Raw genomic sequence first — 15,709 nt, forward strand, 5'->3', positions numbered from 1 at the left:
CTCGAAGAGCCCGATCGCCGCCTTCCTGGCCTCGATGTCGTGCTTCACCCTCAAGTCGACACGCATAAAAAGCCTCCCATTTCTCATGTCCAAGAAATGGGAGGCAGTTCATTTTGGGACGGGGCTTTTTTAGCTACCCAATCCGGCGCCTCCAAAGCTTGAGACCATATTTAAATAGGGCAGCTAAAAAAGCCCCGTCCCAAAAAGACTACCCGTAAACCATGCGGAGAGGTCTGTAATTTATACAGTTGATTGGCTGTTGAGGGTGGCAACATCGCCGCGATGCGGTAACCTCATTGATTAGTTTCGCGACGGCAACATAACGGTAATGTCGCGGAAACACGGCGAGTCTAAGCTATGACTCGTTCGTTAGTAATCAACACCGCTTCTCACGCGGTGCCGATACGAAGGGAGTTCCGTATGGCCGAACTTACTGACCGCTTCGGGACCATGGTGTTCTCTGAGGAAGTCATGAAGGACTACCTCCCCAAGGACATTTGGAAACGCCTTGCTGCAACCCTCGAGGACGGTGAGCCGCTCGACCTGGATGTGGCCAACGCCGTTGCCCATGCCATGAAGGTTTGGGCCATCTCCAAGGGCGCGACGCACTACGCGCACTGGTTCCAGCCGCTTTCGGGCATTACTTCCGAGAAGCACGACAGCTTCCTCGAACCCAACCACGACGGCACCGCTATTACCAAGTTTACGGGAAAGAACCTCATCCAGGGCGAGCCGGACGCCTCCAGCTTCCCCAACGGCGGCCTGCGTGCCACCTTCGAGGCCCGCGGCTATACCGCTTGGGATCCCACCAGCCCCGCCTTTATCAAGGACGATGTCCTGTGCATCCCCACGGCTTTCTGCTCCTACACGGGCGAGGCCCTGGACAAGAAGACCCCGCTGCTGCGCTCCATGACCGCGCTCTCGCGTGAGTCCAAGCGCGTTTTGGCGCTGTTTGGTAAGACCCCCAAGAAGGTCGTTCCTTCCGTGGGCGATGAGCAGGAGTACTTCCTGATCAAGAAGGACGCTTACCGCAAGCGCAGGGACCTGGTCATCACCGGCCGCACCCTCTTTGGTGCTGCTCCCTGCAAGGGCCAGGAGCTCGAGGAGCACTACTTTGGCGCTATCCGCCCCACCGTCTCGGCCTATATGAAGGACCTGGACGATGAGCTGTGGGCGCTTGGCATTCCCGCCAAGACCAAACACAACGAGGTCGCTCCCTGCCAGCATGAGCTCGCCCCCGTCTATGGCGAGGTCAACGAGGCCATCGACCAGAATCTGGTCATGATGGAGAAGATGAAGCTCATCGCCTCCCGCCACGATTTGGTCTGCCTGCTGCACGAGAAGCCCTTCGAGGGCATCAACGGTTCGGGCAAGCACAATAACTGGTCGCTTGGCACCGAGTCCGAGAATCTGCTCGATCCGGGCGACACCCCGCTCGACAACCTGCAGTTCATCGTCTTCCTCACCGCGGTGATCGAGGCCGTCGATAACTATCAGGAGCTCCTGCGTGCCTCCGTTGCCTCGGCCGGCAACGACCATCGTCTGGGCGCCAACGAGGCTCCTCCGGCGATTATGTCCATCTTCCTGGGCGACCAGCTTACCGAGGTCGTCGAGAAGATCATCGATGGCAAGGCTTCCGTCCATGCCACGCGCGGCGTGCTCGACCTGGGCGCCGATACCCTGCCCAAGCTGATGCAGGACAACACCGACCGCAACCGCACCTCTCCGTTCGCCTTCACCGGCAACAAGTTCGAGTTCCGTGCCTGCGGCTCCGAGCAGAACGTCTCCGACTCCAACCTGGTGCTCGATGCCGCCGTGGCCAAGTCGCTCAAGTCCTTCGCCGACGCACTCGAGGGTACGCCCGAGGATAAGTTCCAGGACGCCGCGCTCGAGTACTGTAAGAAGGTGCTGACCGATCACCAGCGCATCCTGTTCTCCGGCGACGGTTACTCCGACGAGTGGCCCATCGAGGCCGAGAAGCGCGGCCTTGCCAACAACAAGACCACGGCCGACGCTCTTCCCGCCTTTGTTTCCGATAAGGCTATCGCGCTCTTTGAGGAGACGGGCGTCCTGACCAAGGCCGAGGCTCAGTGCCGCTACGACTGCAAGCTCGAGAAGTACAACAAGCTCATGAACATCGAGGCTACCACGATGATTCGCGAGGCACGTCGTACCTATCGTCCGGTCATTACCGCCTATGCCACCAAGGTCGCTAAGGGCCTTGAGACAATTCGTGCCGCCGGTGCTGAGGCCGCAATGCAGTGCGAGCAGAACACGCTCAACAAGCTCTGCAACGGTATCACCGCCATCAACGACTCCATCAAGGCGCTCGACGCCGTGCATCAGAAGGCCGAGGCTCTCGATGGCCAGGAGCAGGCCAATGTGTATGCACACGAGGTCGTTCCCGCTATGGATACGCTGCGTGCCTCCGTGGATGCCATGGAGGAGATCGTGGCCGCCGACTACTGGCCGGTCCCGACCTACGATGACATCCTGTTCTACGTGTAGGGCATAGCCAACATATCGTCACGGTATTAAGCCGGGGTCCGCATCGCGCGGGCCCCGGCTTTTTGATTGCGAAGGACGCTTTGGAGTCCGTTTTGCCGCCGATTTGCCGGGGTCCGCACCCTGTCGGGTTCGAATCCCGGCACATGGGTAGAAAAAAGCCCGTCACCGCGGGGGTAACGGGCTTCTCGTTTTAAATGGTGCCCCCAGCGGGATGTCCGCGTGCGGCTGGCGCCGCCCGCCTTCGCTGCGTCGCTTCGCTCCTTGCGTGCTGCGCTGGAAAACGCTCACGCGTTTCCTCAGCTCCGTACCCTGTCGGGTTCGAATCCCGGCGTTGGGGTAGAAAAAAGCCCGTTACCGTGGGGGTAACGGGCTTCTCGTTTCAAATGGTGCCCCCAGCGGGATGTCCGCGTGCGGCTGGCGCCGCCCGCCTTCGCTGCGTCGCTCCGCTCCTTGCGTGCTGCGCTGGAAAACGCTTCGCGTTTCCTCAGCTCCGCACCCTGTCGGGTTCGAATCCCGGCACATGGGTAGAAAAAAGCCCGCCACCGCGAGGGTAACGGGCTTCTCGTTTTAAATGGTGCCCCCAGCGGGATTCGAACCCGCGATATCCACCTTGAAAGGGTGGCGTCCTTGGCCGCTAGACGATGGGGACAGCGGGAAAGAGTATAGCAGACTTTTTTATTCGTTCACATATCGTTGGCAAACTGAAAAACCACCACAAAGATGCCTGTCCCTTTGTGGTGGCGGGGCGTTAGGGGAGGAGCTTCATCGCGGCGTCGTGGGCGGCGTGTTCGTAGGTGTCGTCGAGGGGCTTGAGCGGCAGCAGGGCGGCGGCCTGTGCATCGCCACGGCGCTCGAGGGCATGGGCGATGAGCCAGTCGGCGAGCTCGGGGTTCTTGGGCAGTGCCGGTCCGTGTAGGTACGTGCCGATGACGCCCTTGTAGATGAGGCCCTCAAAGCCGTCGTCGCCGTTGTTGCCGGTGCCCGTGACGACAGATGTTCCGAGCGGCGTGGCCTCTGCATCGAGCAGGGTGCGGCCGCCGTGGTTCTCGAACCCCACAAAGGGCTCGGGTGCCAGGTCGGTCTTGACGGCGACGTTGCCTATCAGGCGGTCGGAGCCGCGCACGGTCTCGGCGGCGATGACACCTAGACCCTCGATGCGATTCTCGCCCATATAGTACGAACGACCGAGCAGCTGATAGCTGCCGCAGATAGCAAGCAACGAGCCGCCGTCCTCAACATATGTCGCAACCTTGTCCTTTTGAGCGAGCAGCTCGTGTGCCACAGCCAACTGATCGCGGTCGGCACCGCCGCCCATCATGACGATGTCGGCGTCGGTAAGATCGAGCGTCTCGCCCATGCGGACCTCGTCCACGCGCGCGGGAATGCCGCGCCAGGCGCAGCGGCGCTCGAGGGCGATGACGTTGCCGCCGTCGCCATAGAGGTTGAGGGCATCGGGATACAGATAGACGATGCGCAGCGGGCGCGGAAGCTCGACCGGCGCAATATCGGTGGGGACGGCGCTGCCATCGGTGCGTGTTACGGCGCAGGAGGCAACCGAGCTCGCATCGGCGTCTTTAAGTCCGTCGAGCTCTTTGACCAACGGCGGGAATGCCGTGTAATTGGCGACGGCGTAGAAGGTGTCATCGGCTGCCTCATCTGCCACGGCGCCGATCGCCTGCTCGATATTCGAGATGATGGCGGCGTCGATGCCGGCGTACTTCAGGCGCACCTGCATGTCGTGCGCGCGCGTACCCCCGGCAAAGGCGACAAGCCCTGGGGTATCGGCGATGCGCTCGAAGTCGACGTCGTAGATCCACGAGACATCGTGGCCGTCGGCGTCGTTGTCATTCAGGAAGAAGGCGCAGAGTCTGCCGCCTGCCGTTTTAATGGACTGGATCTGGCGATCGAAGCCCACGGGATTTTTGGCCAGGTTTGCCTCGACGGTACGGCCGGCAATCTCCCAGCGGCCCATGCGTCCGCCGGCGGGGACGTAGGCATCGAGCGTGGGCTGCAGATGCGCTGCGTCCACGCCCAACTCGCGCGCCGCAAAGAAGGCGGCGGCAACGTTGTAGACCATGTACAGGCCGTTGTAGCGCGTGGCGATGTGCGTTGCGGGCGCTTTTGCCTCGGGTCCAAAGGTCAGGTCAAAGCCGTAGCCGTCGCAGCCGAGCTCAACGCCTGTCACGCGACGGACCAGCGCGGGGCGACTCCAACCGCACGAAGGACAATGATAGGCGCCGAGCTGGCCGTACTGCACATAGTCGTACTCCAGCGGCGCGTTGCATTGCGAGCAAAAACGCGAGTCGCTAATGCGATCGGACTCGGTGCCCGTGGCGCCGTCGATGCCAAAGGCGATGCTCGTATTGGGGACGCGTGCGGCGATCGAGGCGCAGAGCGGGTCGTCGGCGTTATAGATGAGCGTCGTTGCCGGCGAAAGCTCCAACGCGTGGGCTATGACGTCCTGGGTGTGGTCGATCTCGCCGTAGCGGTCCAGCTGGTCGCGGAACAGGTTGAGCAGCACAAAGTACGTTGGCTTGAGCTTGGGCAAGACGCGCACCGTGTAGAGCTCGTCGCACTCAAAGACGCCCACGCGCCTGCCGCTGCCGGCACGCTTAAGATCGCTGCGGCCCTCGAGCAGGGCACCCACCACGCCCGGCTCCATGTTGTTGCCGGCGCGGTTGCATACCACGGTGGCGCCGCTGGCGGCAACGGCGTCGGCGATGAGGTTGGAGGTGGTGGTCTTACCGTTGGTGCCGGTGACCACCACGCTGCGGTCGACAAGGCTCGCGAGGTCGCTTAGCAGCTCGGGGTCGATCTTCATGGCGATACGGCCGGGGAGTACGCCGCCCTGGCGCTTAAGGATGGAGCGCAGCCCCCAGCGGGCGATATCGCTCGAAGTGCAGGCGAGAGATGAGCGGAAGTTCATGAAGCCGTTCCTAACGTGAATGACATGGTCGTGGCGATCGTGCCGTTAAAAGCCATAACGGCGCGCAAATTCCTGGGCAAGCTGCGATACGTCTTCGCAAGCGTTGGCCCAGGGGGCAAAGTCGGGAGTATCCGAGATGATACCGTCGGCCTCCCAAACTGCCTGGTGCGAAAGGTCCCAGGGGTCGTGCGGCTCGGGCCGGCAGGGAAGGTACGGCGTCTGATACATGGGGTTCAGCAAAAAGAACGCGCCGCCCTCGCAGCGGTTGGCAAACTCACGCAGGGCGCGTGTCGCCGGGCGCATCTTGTTTGTTTTGAACAGCAGGATCGTGCGGGCGAGTAGGTACCAGGGGGAGTTCTCGAGGGCATCGGCCCCCATCTGCTCCTCGAGCTGGTGGGCCAGGGCAAAAAAGCCGTCCTCGTCTTCCAGACGAGCGAGGGCGAGTAGCACGGTGCCGGCAGCTCGGGTGGGATAGCCTTCCGCCTTAAGAACACGGCGAGAGTAGTTGACGGCAGCACGGTAGCGAGCGCTCGCCATGCACAGCTGCGAGATGGCCTCGAGCGTGTGGAGCCACCCGATAAGCGCCGGCTCGCTCACGGTGAGATCGGCCGCCGTCACACCGTCTGCCAGCACCTTGTTGGTCCAGTAGTGCGGGGCCTCCATATCGAATCCGGGCACGCTTTGCCGTAAGTAATCGGCTGTGGTCGCCTCGAGCTTCATCAGGTCGCCCAGGCAGGCGTCGACGGGCGTGTCCGCCAAAATGATGGCAAGCAGCTGGGCATCGAAGACATACGCATCGACGCGGACGATCTTGAGCAGCTCATCGCGCATATCGTCGAACAGGCGGTTGCGAGTCTGCTCAAACTCCTCATCGCTGCCCATATCCTCGATACGATGGAGCTCGTCGAGCAGGTGGCGGTGAACACCGGCATAGGAAAGCAGTGCCTGGGCATGCTCGGTCTGCGCATACTTATGAGGGTTGACGCTTACGTCGTTATGGACAAGATCGCGTGCTGCATCGGTGAGTTCGGGGTGCGACGCAACGTAGGCGCGCTCCAGGTAGGCGGGGATGTAGACGCTCGGATCCATTAGAGGTCTCCTCCCTTAAACGGCAAGCCCTGCTCGGCCGCCCGCAGGATGCGCTCGTCAATCTGGGAACGCACGATATCGTTGGTGGCGACCCAGGCGGCAAAGCTGGCGTTGTCGGGGGCGCCCAAGCCCTCCTGCAGTACCGGCGTCGCTTCGGACAGCGCAAGGACAAGCTCGTCGGTGGAGCCCACGCCCACGTTGACGCGGGCATAGACGCCATCGGGAAACTCGGTTTGAAAGTAAAGCGCCTCGGCTGCGTGCGGGCACGAGCGCGCAAGGATGCGCAAGTAGTGTTCGGCGCCCTCGTAGTCCAGCTCGCGCCAGGCAGCGCTCATCAGCGCGATGAGCGTCCACGGGTCTAAGTCGCGCTCCGCGTCCTTGGGACGACGGCGCAGCGGCGTGTTGGCAAGATAGGGGACGGAGTGGGCAGAGCGAAAGCGTTTGAGCTCCTCGGCGGGGTATTCGAGTTTTGCCATGGCGAGCATCGCAGTGTGGCGGACACCGGCCGGATCGTTGGGGGCAAAGTCCAGGCTGCGGTTTGCGGTTTCGAGCGACAGGCGGTAACGGCCGCTAATGAGGGCGCGCGACGCAAGGGCGGCAAGCCAGCGCAGGTAGGGGCGGCGTGTAAGGTCGCCTGCGGCCTCGCGCTCGTAGGGGTCCTGCGCCGAGGCGATCTTGAGTGCCAGGTCGTGCTCGACTTCATCGCGCTTGGATACCAAGTACTGTACGTACTCCTCGTTGGAGTTAGCGGTGAGGGCGGTCAACATGCGCTGAGCGTCCCAGTTGGTCGGGTCGAGTGCGGCTGCCTCGCGAAGCATGTTTTCGGCAGCGGTCTCTTCTTGCTCTGCCTGGGTATCGTCAGGGATAAAGGGAATGCGGTAGTCGACAGCCTCGACTACCTTGGCAATCAGATGTCCGGCGCGGTCGCGGTCGTGCACGATGAGCGGCGCGGGGTTGCGGGTGAATTGTTCCATCAGACGCTCTACGGCAGGGCCGTCGGTGAGCGGGATATTGTCGCGGCGCAAGGCCTCAAGAACGAGGCGATGGCAATCTTCTTGAATGGGATCGAATGCCATGGGGCCTCCTTTGCTGCGGTTAGGGTTCAAATGTCTCTATATAAGGTTCTAGTTTACCCGCATGAGGCACATTGGGAGTGCCGCACTTGGACATGCACCTTTGCACCACGAAGACGGATGTCGCACAAATGTCGGCACCTTGGACGACCGAGTGGTATCACGGTGCCGCAAACGGTCGATTTTTGGCGGCGAACGGTGTGTCTTTTGGAGGGGCACAGTCCTGCCCTGGATATGTGGTCAACCTTGATAAAACGTTTGCCCAGCTTGGGAGCATGAATGCCGCATAAGGGTCTTCAGGGATAGAAAAAACGTTTCATCATTGTCGACTTTCGGTAAATAACTGACCAACCAGAACGGTAAAATAATATTTGTCTGAGCGTTGAGACGTTTAGACATCGCGCATTGTCATCGCCGGCAACGCGCAAAACGGTCCTAACGGAGCCAATCGGGTGCTCCGTTATATACGCAAGTCTAAGAGGGGCTTGTTTAGGAGGCACAGTATGGGACGTTTTACCAATCCTCGCGATCTGTACTTTGGTGAGGGCGCTCGCCACGAGGTGAAGAACCTCAAGGGCAGCAAGGCCATCATCGTGACCGGCGGCGGCTCCATGCGCCGCGGCGGTTTTTTGCAGGACGTCGAGGCCGACCTCAAGGAGGCCGGTTTCGAGGTCAAGCTGTTCGAGGGCGTCGAGTCCGATCCGTCCGTCGAGACGGTCATGAAGGGCGCCGAGGCCATGACCGAGTTCCAGCCCGACTGGATTATCGCCATTGGCGGTGGCTCGCCCATCGATGCCGCTAAGGCTATGTGGCTGTTCTACGAGTATCCCGAGGAGACCTTCGAGGAGGCAGTCGTCCCGTTCTCCTTCCCGGAGCTCCGTCAGAAGGCTCACTTCTGCGCCATCTCCTCTACCTCCGGCACCGCTACCGAGGTCACCGCGTTCTCCGTCATCACCGACTACGCCAAGGGCATCAAGTACCCGCTGGCCGACTTCAACATCACCCCTGATGTCGCCATCGTCGACCCCGAGCTCACCTACACCATGCCCGCCAAGCTGTGCGCTCACACCGGTATGGACGCTCTGACTCACGCCATCGAGGCCTACGTCTCCACCGCTGGTTCCATGTACACCGACGCCAACGCCCTGCATGCTATCCGCGAGATCGTCGAGTGGCTGCCCAAGTCCTATCAGGGCGATCATGAGGCCCGTCAGCACATGCACGACGCCCAGTGCATCGCCGGCATCGCCTTCTCCTCGGGTCTGCTGGGCATTGTCCACTCCATGGCTCACAAGACCGGTGCCGCCTTTGAGGGCGACCACATCATCCACGGTTGCGCCAACGCCATGTACCTGGGCAAGGTCATCCAGTTCAACGCCAAGGACGCTCGCGCCAAGAGCCGCTACGCCTTCATCGCCAAGGAGATCCTGCACCTCGCCGGCGAGACCGAGGACGAGCTGGTCGAGGCTCTGGTCCAGGAGATTCGCGACCTCAACGACAAGCTCGACATCCCGCAGGGCATCAAGAACTACGGTGCCAAGGGCGTGAAGGCCGACGAGTCCATCATCGATTACGATGAGTTCGAGGCTAAGAAGCACGACGTTGCCGCCAACGCCATCCTCGACGCCTGCACGGGCTCCAACCCGCGCCAGCCGTCTCAGGAGGAGATGGAGCAGCTGCTCGAGTGCGTCTACACCGACACCCCGGTCACGTTCTAATCGGCACACATTGTTCTGATAAGGGTCTCGCGCTCTGTGCGCGGGACCCTTTTTCTATGGTGCAATCTAACCTGTCCTCAATGCGCCAAGTTGCCACAAGGGGACAGGTGGCTTTGCACCAATCGTTGTTTGATGAAGGGCGGATTCTCGTATGGCGCTTCCTATGGTTTATGGCGGTCCCGGCCGGTATGTTCAGGGGCCGGGCGAACTTTCGCGTCAGGGCAGATACCTGTCGTGGTTGGGATGCTCCGCCTATGTCCTGTTTGACCAAGGCACCGAGGATCGGCTGTGCAGGCAGATCGTCGATGGATTTCTGGACGAAGATCTAAGCGAGCCGTTCTTTAAGATTTATGACGGTCCGTGTACGGAAGAGGCCGTTGTCGAAATGGCCAAGGAAGCCCAGGCTGAGTATTGCGACATGGTGGTGGGTATTGGCGGCGGCAAGATGCTCGATATCGCCAAGGCCGTTGCGTTTTATGCCGAGTTGCCGTTGTGCGTATGCCCCACGGCGGCTTCGATGGACGGCCCGTGCAGCGCGATTTCGGTGCTGTATCACGAGGATGGATCGTTCGACCGCTACCTGATGCTCGAAAAGAATCCAGATTTGGTTGTGGTCGATACCTGCGTGGTCGCGGCAGCCCCGCTGCGTATGACGGTCGCTGGCATGGGCGACGCACTGGCAACGTATTTCGAGGCGCGTTCGTGCGCCGCGGCGCACGGCGCCAACGAGCACGGTGGCGCGCCGGGACACTTGGCCTTGGTTGCGGCTCGTGCCTGCTATGACACGCTTATGGAGTTTGGTGTCGCTGCCAAGCGCGATCTTAAAAAGGGTCGTATATCGCCGGCGGTTGAGCGTCTGATCGAGTGCAATATCCTACTCTCGGGCGTCGGCTTTGAGAGCGGTGGCCTAGCGCTTGCCCATGCCATCGCCAACGGCCTGACGATTCTGCCCGAGTGCAAGGCCATGCATGGTGAGGCCGTGGCATTTGGCCTGGTGGTGCAGCTTCGTTTGGAGTGCGCGCCCGAGCTTGATCAGGTGCTCGAGTTTTGCCAGCGCGTGGGTCTGCCGACGACACTCGAGGAGCTGGGCCTTGGCGAGATTTCCGATGCCGACCTGCTGAGCGTTGCGGACGCAACTTTTAAGAACGAGCGCAATATGGCTAACGAACAGGCCAAGGTGACCAAACAAAAGCTCGTGCAGCTCATGTGCGAGGCATAGCTTGGCGCTTGATTGACCTTGTGCAATCGAGGCGGCGATAGGCCATAGGCTATTTGTCTCAATGATGCGCCGCATGTAATTTGCCCGAGGCGTGGGCCGATAGCGTATCATTATCTCTTGCTTGTTTGCACTGCTCAGGGAGGGGCCGCGCATGGCGCAGGAACACGATCTGTTTGATGACATTATCGAGATCAGCAAGGGTTTCGACTTTCTTAAAAACCCGCTTGGCGGTGTGACCGATGCGCTCGATCCGTCGGCGCCGCAGTGGAATCCCGCCGACTACAAGGAGCGTCCGCGCGGCAACACCATTCCGTGCCTGACCTGCAAAAACGAAAAGAGTGGCTGCTCCGCGTGCATGGATGTGTGCCCGGTCAACGCTATCGAGGTCGAGGAAGACTCCATCGAGATTTTCGACTCCTGCCGCAAGTGCGGCCTGTGCGCCGCTGCCTGTCCGACCGAGGCAATCATCTCGCCGCGCCTGGCGCCCAAAAACCTGTATGACGACATTGTCTCGGCGGCAACGAGCCACGAGACCGCCTACGTCACCTGCACACGTGCCCTCAAGCGCATGCCGCGCGAGAACGAGGTCGTCGTTGCCTGCGTGGGCGATATTACGGCCGAGACCTGGTTCTCGGTACTGGCGGACTATCCCAACGTGAGTGTGTACCTTCCGCTGGGCGTGTGCGATAAATGCCGCAACACCGGTGGGGAGGATATCCTGGGCGAGGCGATTGCGAAGGCTGAGGAGTGGTCTGGCACGGGTATGGGCCTGGAGGTCGACCCCAAGAGCCTCAAGTGCCATAAGCTCCGCGAGTACGAGCGCAAGGAGTACATGGAAAAGATTGCCCGCACGACGGGTCTGACGGTGACCAAGCTCAACCCGGCGACGGCGGCGCTGGCCTCGGTGACGCAAAAGTTGAAGGCCCATCGCCATCAGATCACCCAGCTGGAGCGCACGCTCAACACCATGTGCGGCACCACGACGGCAAAGCGTCGCCGTTCGCTCACGCACGGGCGGCAGCTGGTGCTTTCGACACTGCAGAACCACCCCGAGCTTGCCCAGAACATGCAGGTGAGCACGCCGGAGTGCGATTTTGACAAGTGCACGTCGTGTGGCGAGTGCGTCAATGTATGCCCCACGTTCGCCTGCGATTTGGTGGGAAGCGGCCGCTTCGCGTTGGAGTCCACATATTGCTTGGGCTGCGGCGCCTGTGTCAAGGTTTGTCCCGAACATGCGCTCAAGCTGGTCGAACACGATGCGTCCAACTTGGTTGTCGTCGACCCCGAAGCCGAGGAAAAGGCCGCTCAGAAGGCCAAAGCCCACGAAGAGGCCCAAAAGGTAAAAGCCGAGGCGAAGGCCAAGCTCGACAAGATGCTCGACCAGGTGGAGAAGCTCGCGGACTAGCCAGCTACCCCAATCTCTGCTTCATTTGCGCCGCCGCGGTGTCCGGATTCGCCCGGATGCTGTGGCGGCGCTATACTTATGCAGTTTGAAGTACCTGTACCAAAAGGAGCTGTCGTGTCCCTTTCCATCGGTATCGTGGGCCTGCCCAACGTGGGCAAGTCGACGCTGTTCACCGCGCTTACCAAAAAGACCGGCCTTGCCGCCAACTACCCGTTCGCCACGATCGACCCCAACGTGGGTATCGTCGATGTGCCCGATAGCCGCCTGCAAAAGCTCGCCGACATTGTCAACCCTGGCCGCATTGTGCCGGCTACGGTCGAGTTTGTCGACATCGCGGGCCTGGTGAAGGGTGCCAACGAGGGCGAGGGCCTGGGCAACCAGTTCTTGGCAAACATTCGCGAGACCGACGCTATCTGCGAGGTCGTGCGCTATTTTAAGGATCCCAACGTCATGCGTGAGGTGGGTCGCACGGGCGAGTTCGTCGATCCCGCCGGCGATGCCGACACCATCATGACCGAGCTTGTCCTGGCCGACATGGGCACGCTCGAGAAGCAGCTGCCTAAGCTCGAGAAGGAGGCCAAGCGCGACAAGGAGCTCATGCCCAAGTTTGAGGTCGCCAAGCGCCTGCTCGCCTGGCTCAACGAGGGCAAGCGCGCCGCGTCCATGGAGATGACCGACGAGGAGCGCGCCGCTGCCAAGGGCCTGTTCCTACTCACCATGAAGCCCATCTTGTATGTGGCCAACGTGGACGAGGACATGCTCAACGAGGACCTGGCGCCCATCGATGGCGTCAAGCCACTGCCGATCTGCGCCAAGATCGAGGCCGAGCTTTCCGAGCTCGATCCCGAGGATGCGGCCGACTACCTGGAGAGCCTGGGCCTGGAGCAGCCCGGCCTGGACGTGCTCGCGCAGGCAGCCTACAAGCTGCTCGGTCTGCAGTCGTTCTTTACGGCTGGCGAGATGGAGGTCAAGGCCTGGACGGTGCGTCAGGGCGCGACCGCCCCGCAGGCCGCCGGTGTCATCCATACCGACTTTGAGCGCGGCTTTATTAAGGCCGAGGTCATTGGCTATGACGACTACATCGAGCTCGGTGGCGAGCAAGGCGCCAAGGCTGCAGGCAAGCTGCGCATCGAGGGCAAAGAGTATGTCATGGCCGATGGCGACGTCGTGCACTTCCGCTTTAACGTGTAAGGACGGCGAGCATGTTTAAATATGGAAAAAAAGCTGGCTACATGGGCATCGCGCTGCTGGTGCTTGCAGTGCTTCCGCTGGTGGTCGCAGCGTTTGTAATCCCTAACATTGGTCCCGAGGTGGCAACAAAGTTTAATGCCGCCGGTGAGGTGACGCGCTGGGGCAAGAGCTATGAGCTGCTGGCGCTGCCGGTACTCAACCTGCTGCTGAGCGTGGCGACGTACTTTACGGCGGGACGCCAGGCAAAGAACAATGAGGACTCCGCCGCCATGGCGCGCATCGTGTGCGAGCGCTACCTGCGAAACGGCTGCATCACGGGCGTATTCCTCAACGTAATTAACGTCTACTTTATGTATTCGGCGATTACCGGCACAGGCTTTGGCCTGGGCTTTTAGCTTGCGCGTTTAGGCAACGAGCCTGCAAGCATATTCGATGGCTGCTGCGAGGCCGCCGCTCGATCGTGGTTGAAAGACCACATCGGCGGCGGCCTCGTTTTCGTATCCGGCACCGCGAAGGCAGAGCGCGATACCGGCTTCCAAGAGAAGGGGCAGGCCACGCCGGCTGGTTGCTATTACGGCAGCCTGATTGAGTGAGCAGCCGTGCGCTTGGCATTGGATGGCAAGTTCACCTTGCGCCGGGCAAGGGACCAAAACGGCGGCGACGCGACTTGATAGCAATGCAAATGCTGTGCGCTCATCGGGCGAAAGGCATTCTGCTTCAACGACGACGAGCTTGGGCGGTGCGCTGTTTGTGCGAAGCGTGGCTCGGTACATGCGGACCGAAGAACCCGACATAGAAAACTCCTGTATATTGGGCAAAACGTAAACTATAGTTTACGTTTTTGTTTTGCTCCATTTCAAACTCGTCTGCATGAACGAACATGCGAAACAGATTCTTGGCGAGCGAGTCGAGCGGACGCGCAAGGCCCTTGGTATCTCCAAGGTCGATTTTTGCGTGGCGGTTGGAATCAGCCGACCTTATCTCGATCAAATCGAAAGCGGAACGGCAAACAGCACGCTCGAGATTTTATTTAAACTTGCGCCCGCGCTTGGTATGACGGTGTCAGAGCTTCTCGAGGGCATTGAGTAGGCGTTTTTGCTAGATTTGTCGTTTGCTGAACGGGTCCCCCCGACGGCGGCGTGCAAAAACCCGAGTATTCAGCATCCCTCAATAAATTGACAGCAACCGAAGGCGCAAATACGATGCTTGCTGTTTTGGATTATCCACAAAATTCATTATTATGAGGAATAATAGACGCGTGGGACGAGCCTATCGAGCCGAAAAGCGATTTACAGCTAGCGATTTTAACGTTTCCGGAAGGGGCGGGTGCTGAAAACTCCGCTTTTTGCACGTTCCGAGAGGTACCACGTGCCCCACAAGGCCCAAAGAGGCGGATTTTGTTTTAGCTACACCATCGGGATGCGGTCATGGTTGACTTGGCTGTAGAACAGGCGCTGAATCTCGGCCGCATCACGTGACTGGCCGAGCGCCCACATGGTCTTGGCCACGAGCGTTTCGGTGGTCATATCGTCGCCGCGCAAAATACCCGGATGGTCGGCGTAGGCACGGCCGACCTCATAAACACCCAGATCGAGGCCCTCTTCGGGGACCTGTGTGGTCATAACGACGGTGCGACCCGAATCGACCCAGCGGAAAATCGCCTCCTGGAATGACTCGCCGGACTCGCCAAACTCGGGAATACCGCCAATGCCAAAGGTCTCCAGAATTACGGCGTCGTAGCTATCGGTCAGGGCGTCCAATATGCCTGGATTCACGCCGGGCGTGAGCTTAAGGACAAACACGCGCGGGTCGATACGGTCGTAGAAACGAACCGGGCTCTCATTCTGGTGGGTGCCGTGGAGCCCGTTGCGCACGATGCGGTCGTTGCGGATGTAGGCAATGGGCGGATAGTTGACGCTGATGAACGCGTTAAAGCTCATGGTGCGCTGCTTGCGGGCGCGCGTGCCGGCGATGGCCACACCGCCAAACACGATTGAGACGTCGTGTGAATGCTCGTCAAGCGCATAGAGCAGGCTCTGGTACAGATTGAGCTTGGCATCGGTAAAGGGGTTGCCCATGGGCTTTTGCGAGCCGGTGAGCACGATGGGCTTGGGGCTGTCCTGAATCAGGTAAGAAAGCGCCGCCGCGGTGTAGCTCATGGTGTCGGTGCCGTGCAGAATCACGAAGCCGTCGTGGTCGGCATAGCCCTCGACGATGACGTCGCGGATACGCATCCAGTCACTGGGACGCATATTGGTGCTGTCGATGTTCATGGGCTGCACGACGTCGAGCTCGCAGAGGCCCGAGATCTCGGGGACGCTCTGGGCGAGTTCCTCACCGGTTAGGGCGGGGGAGAGGCCGTTGCCGTCCTCGGTCGATGCGATGGTGCCGCCCGTGGCGATGAGAAGGATGCGCTTCATGTTGGTGTTCCTATCGTATTTGCCGCCCCAGAGGCGGAGTCGTTCGGCAGTATTGTGGCACAGGGTGTCCAATGTTCAAACGTATTACATCATCTGTAACGTTTGGTAACACTTCAATTGCCGTCAAATAGGGGCCCAGGTCGTGCGTTTGCCGTGCGCT

12 protein-coding genes and 1 tRNA gene are annotated in these 15,709 nt (G+C 60.5%); 7 read left to right on the forward strand and 6 right to left on the reverse strand.

Annotated features, from left to right (window positions below):
- The first annotated feature begins 420 nt into the window (after nucleotides 1-420).
- Nucleotides 421-2,508 carry a glutamine synthetase III family protein gene (locus ACTNBY_RS08470; protein WP_154517961.1) on the forward strand — a complete coding sequence of 696 codons (2,088 nt, stop codon included), beginning with the start codon at nucleotides 421-423 and terminating at the stop codon, nucleotides 2,506-2,508.
- Between the two features lie 572 nt (nucleotides 2,509-3,080).
- Here ACTNBY_RS08470 and ACTNBY_RS08475 read toward each other — a convergent pair.
- The 4 genes from ACTNBY_RS08475 to ACTNBY_RS08490 form a co-directional block, all read right to left on the reverse strand.
- Nucleotides 3,081-3,157 (reverse strand) — tRNA-Glu (locus ACTNBY_RS08475).
- A 99-nt stretch (nucleotides 3,158-3,256) separates the two neighbouring features.
- Nucleotides 3,257-5,434, reverse strand: a complete 2,178-nt coding sequence (locus ACTNBY_RS08480) for a MurT ligase domain-containing protein (protein WP_441064144.1) — start codon at nucleotides 5,432-5,434, stop codon at nucleotides 3,257-3,259.
- 45 nt (nucleotides 5,435-5,479) lie between these two features.
- Nucleotides 5,480-6,523 carry a hypothetical protein gene (locus tag ACTNBY_RS08485; protein WP_441016443.1) on the reverse strand — a complete coding sequence of 348 codons (1,044 nt, stop codon included), beginning with the start codon at nucleotides 6,521-6,523 and terminating at the stop codon, nucleotides 5,480-5,482.
- On the reverse strand, nucleotides 6,523-7,599 hold the full coding sequence (locus tag ACTNBY_RS08490; protein WP_154517956.1) for a hypothetical protein: 1,077 nt from the start codon (nucleotides 7,597-7,599) through the stop codon (nucleotides 6,523-6,525). Before ACTNBY_RS08490 ends, ACTNBY_RS08485 begins: the two co-directional genes overlap by 1 nt.
- Before the next feature lie 500 nt (nucleotides 7,600-8,099).
- Here ACTNBY_RS08490 and ACTNBY_RS08495 point away from each other — a divergent pair, with 500 nt between their 5' ends.
- The 5 genes from ACTNBY_RS08495 to ACTNBY_RS08515 all read left to right on the forward strand — a co-directional run bounded on the left by ACTNBY_RS08495 (nucleotide 8,100) and on the right by ACTNBY_RS08515 (nucleotide 13,524).
- Nucleotides 8,100-9,314: an iron-containing alcohol dehydrogenase gene (locus ACTNBY_RS08495; protein ID WP_117794788.1), complete on the forward strand. Its 1,215-nt coding sequence runs from the start codon at nucleotides 8,100-8,102 to the stop codon at nucleotides 9,312-9,314.
- A gap of 151 nt (nucleotides 9,315-9,465) precedes the next feature.
- Nucleotides 9,466-10,533, forward strand: a complete 1,068-nt coding sequence (locus ACTNBY_RS08500; protein ID WP_441064146.1) for a glycerol dehydrogenase — start codon at nucleotides 9,466-9,468, stop codon at nucleotides 10,531-10,533.
- 151 nt (nucleotides 10,534-10,684) lie between these two features.
- On the forward strand, nucleotides 10,685-11,938 hold the full coding sequence (locus tag ACTNBY_RS08505; protein ID WP_441064147.1) for a 4Fe-4S binding protein: 1,254 nt from the start codon (nucleotides 10,685-10,687) through the stop codon (nucleotides 11,936-11,938).
- Between the two features lie 114 nt (nucleotides 11,939-12,052).
- Nucleotides 12,053-13,129 carry a redox-regulated ATPase YchF gene (gene ychF, locus ACTNBY_RS08510; RefSeq protein ID WP_441064149.1) on the forward strand — a complete coding sequence of 359 codons (1,077 nt, stop codon included), beginning with the start codon at nucleotides 12,053-12,055 and terminating at the stop codon, nucleotides 13,127-13,129.
- Between the two features lie 11 nt (nucleotides 13,130-13,140).
- Nucleotides 13,141-13,524, forward strand: a complete 384-nt coding sequence (locus ACTNBY_RS08515) for a DUF1648 domain-containing protein (RefSeq protein ID WP_427719441.1) — start codon at nucleotides 13,141-13,143, stop codon at nucleotides 13,522-13,524.
- 9 nt (nucleotides 13,525-13,533) lie between these two features.
- On the opposite strand, the gene ACTNBY_RS08520 is transcribed toward ACTNBY_RS08515, so the two are convergent.
- Nucleotides 13,534-13,923 (reverse strand): hypothetical protein, encoded by a 390-nt coding sequence (locus ACTNBY_RS08520; protein WP_441064151.1) that lies wholly within the window; start codon nucleotides 13,921-13,923, stop codon nucleotides 13,534-13,536.
- Between the two features lie 76 nt (nucleotides 13,924-13,999).
- Between ACTNBY_RS08520 and ACTNBY_RS08525 the strand changes: the two genes are divergently transcribed.
- Entirely contained in the window at nucleotides 14,000-14,218 is a 219-nt protein-coding gene (locus ACTNBY_RS08525) for a helix-turn-helix domain-containing protein (RefSeq protein WP_427719445.1), read from the forward strand.
- A 317-nt stretch (nucleotides 14,219-14,535) separates the two neighbouring features.
- On the opposite strand, the gene ACTNBY_RS08530 is transcribed toward ACTNBY_RS08525, so the two are convergent.
- Nucleotides 14,536-15,549: an asparaginase gene (locus ACTNBY_RS08530; RefSeq protein ID WP_427795021.1), complete on the reverse strand. Its 1,014-nt coding sequence runs from the start codon at nucleotides 15,547-15,549 to the stop codon at nucleotides 14,536-14,538.
- Nucleotides 15,550-15,709: the final 160 nt, after the last annotated feature.

Source organism: Collinsella sp. HCP28S3_E12 (genome assembly GCF_052065595.1).
Lineage (GTDB): Bacteria > Actinomycetota > Coriobacteriia > Coriobacteriales > Coriobacteriaceae > Collinsella.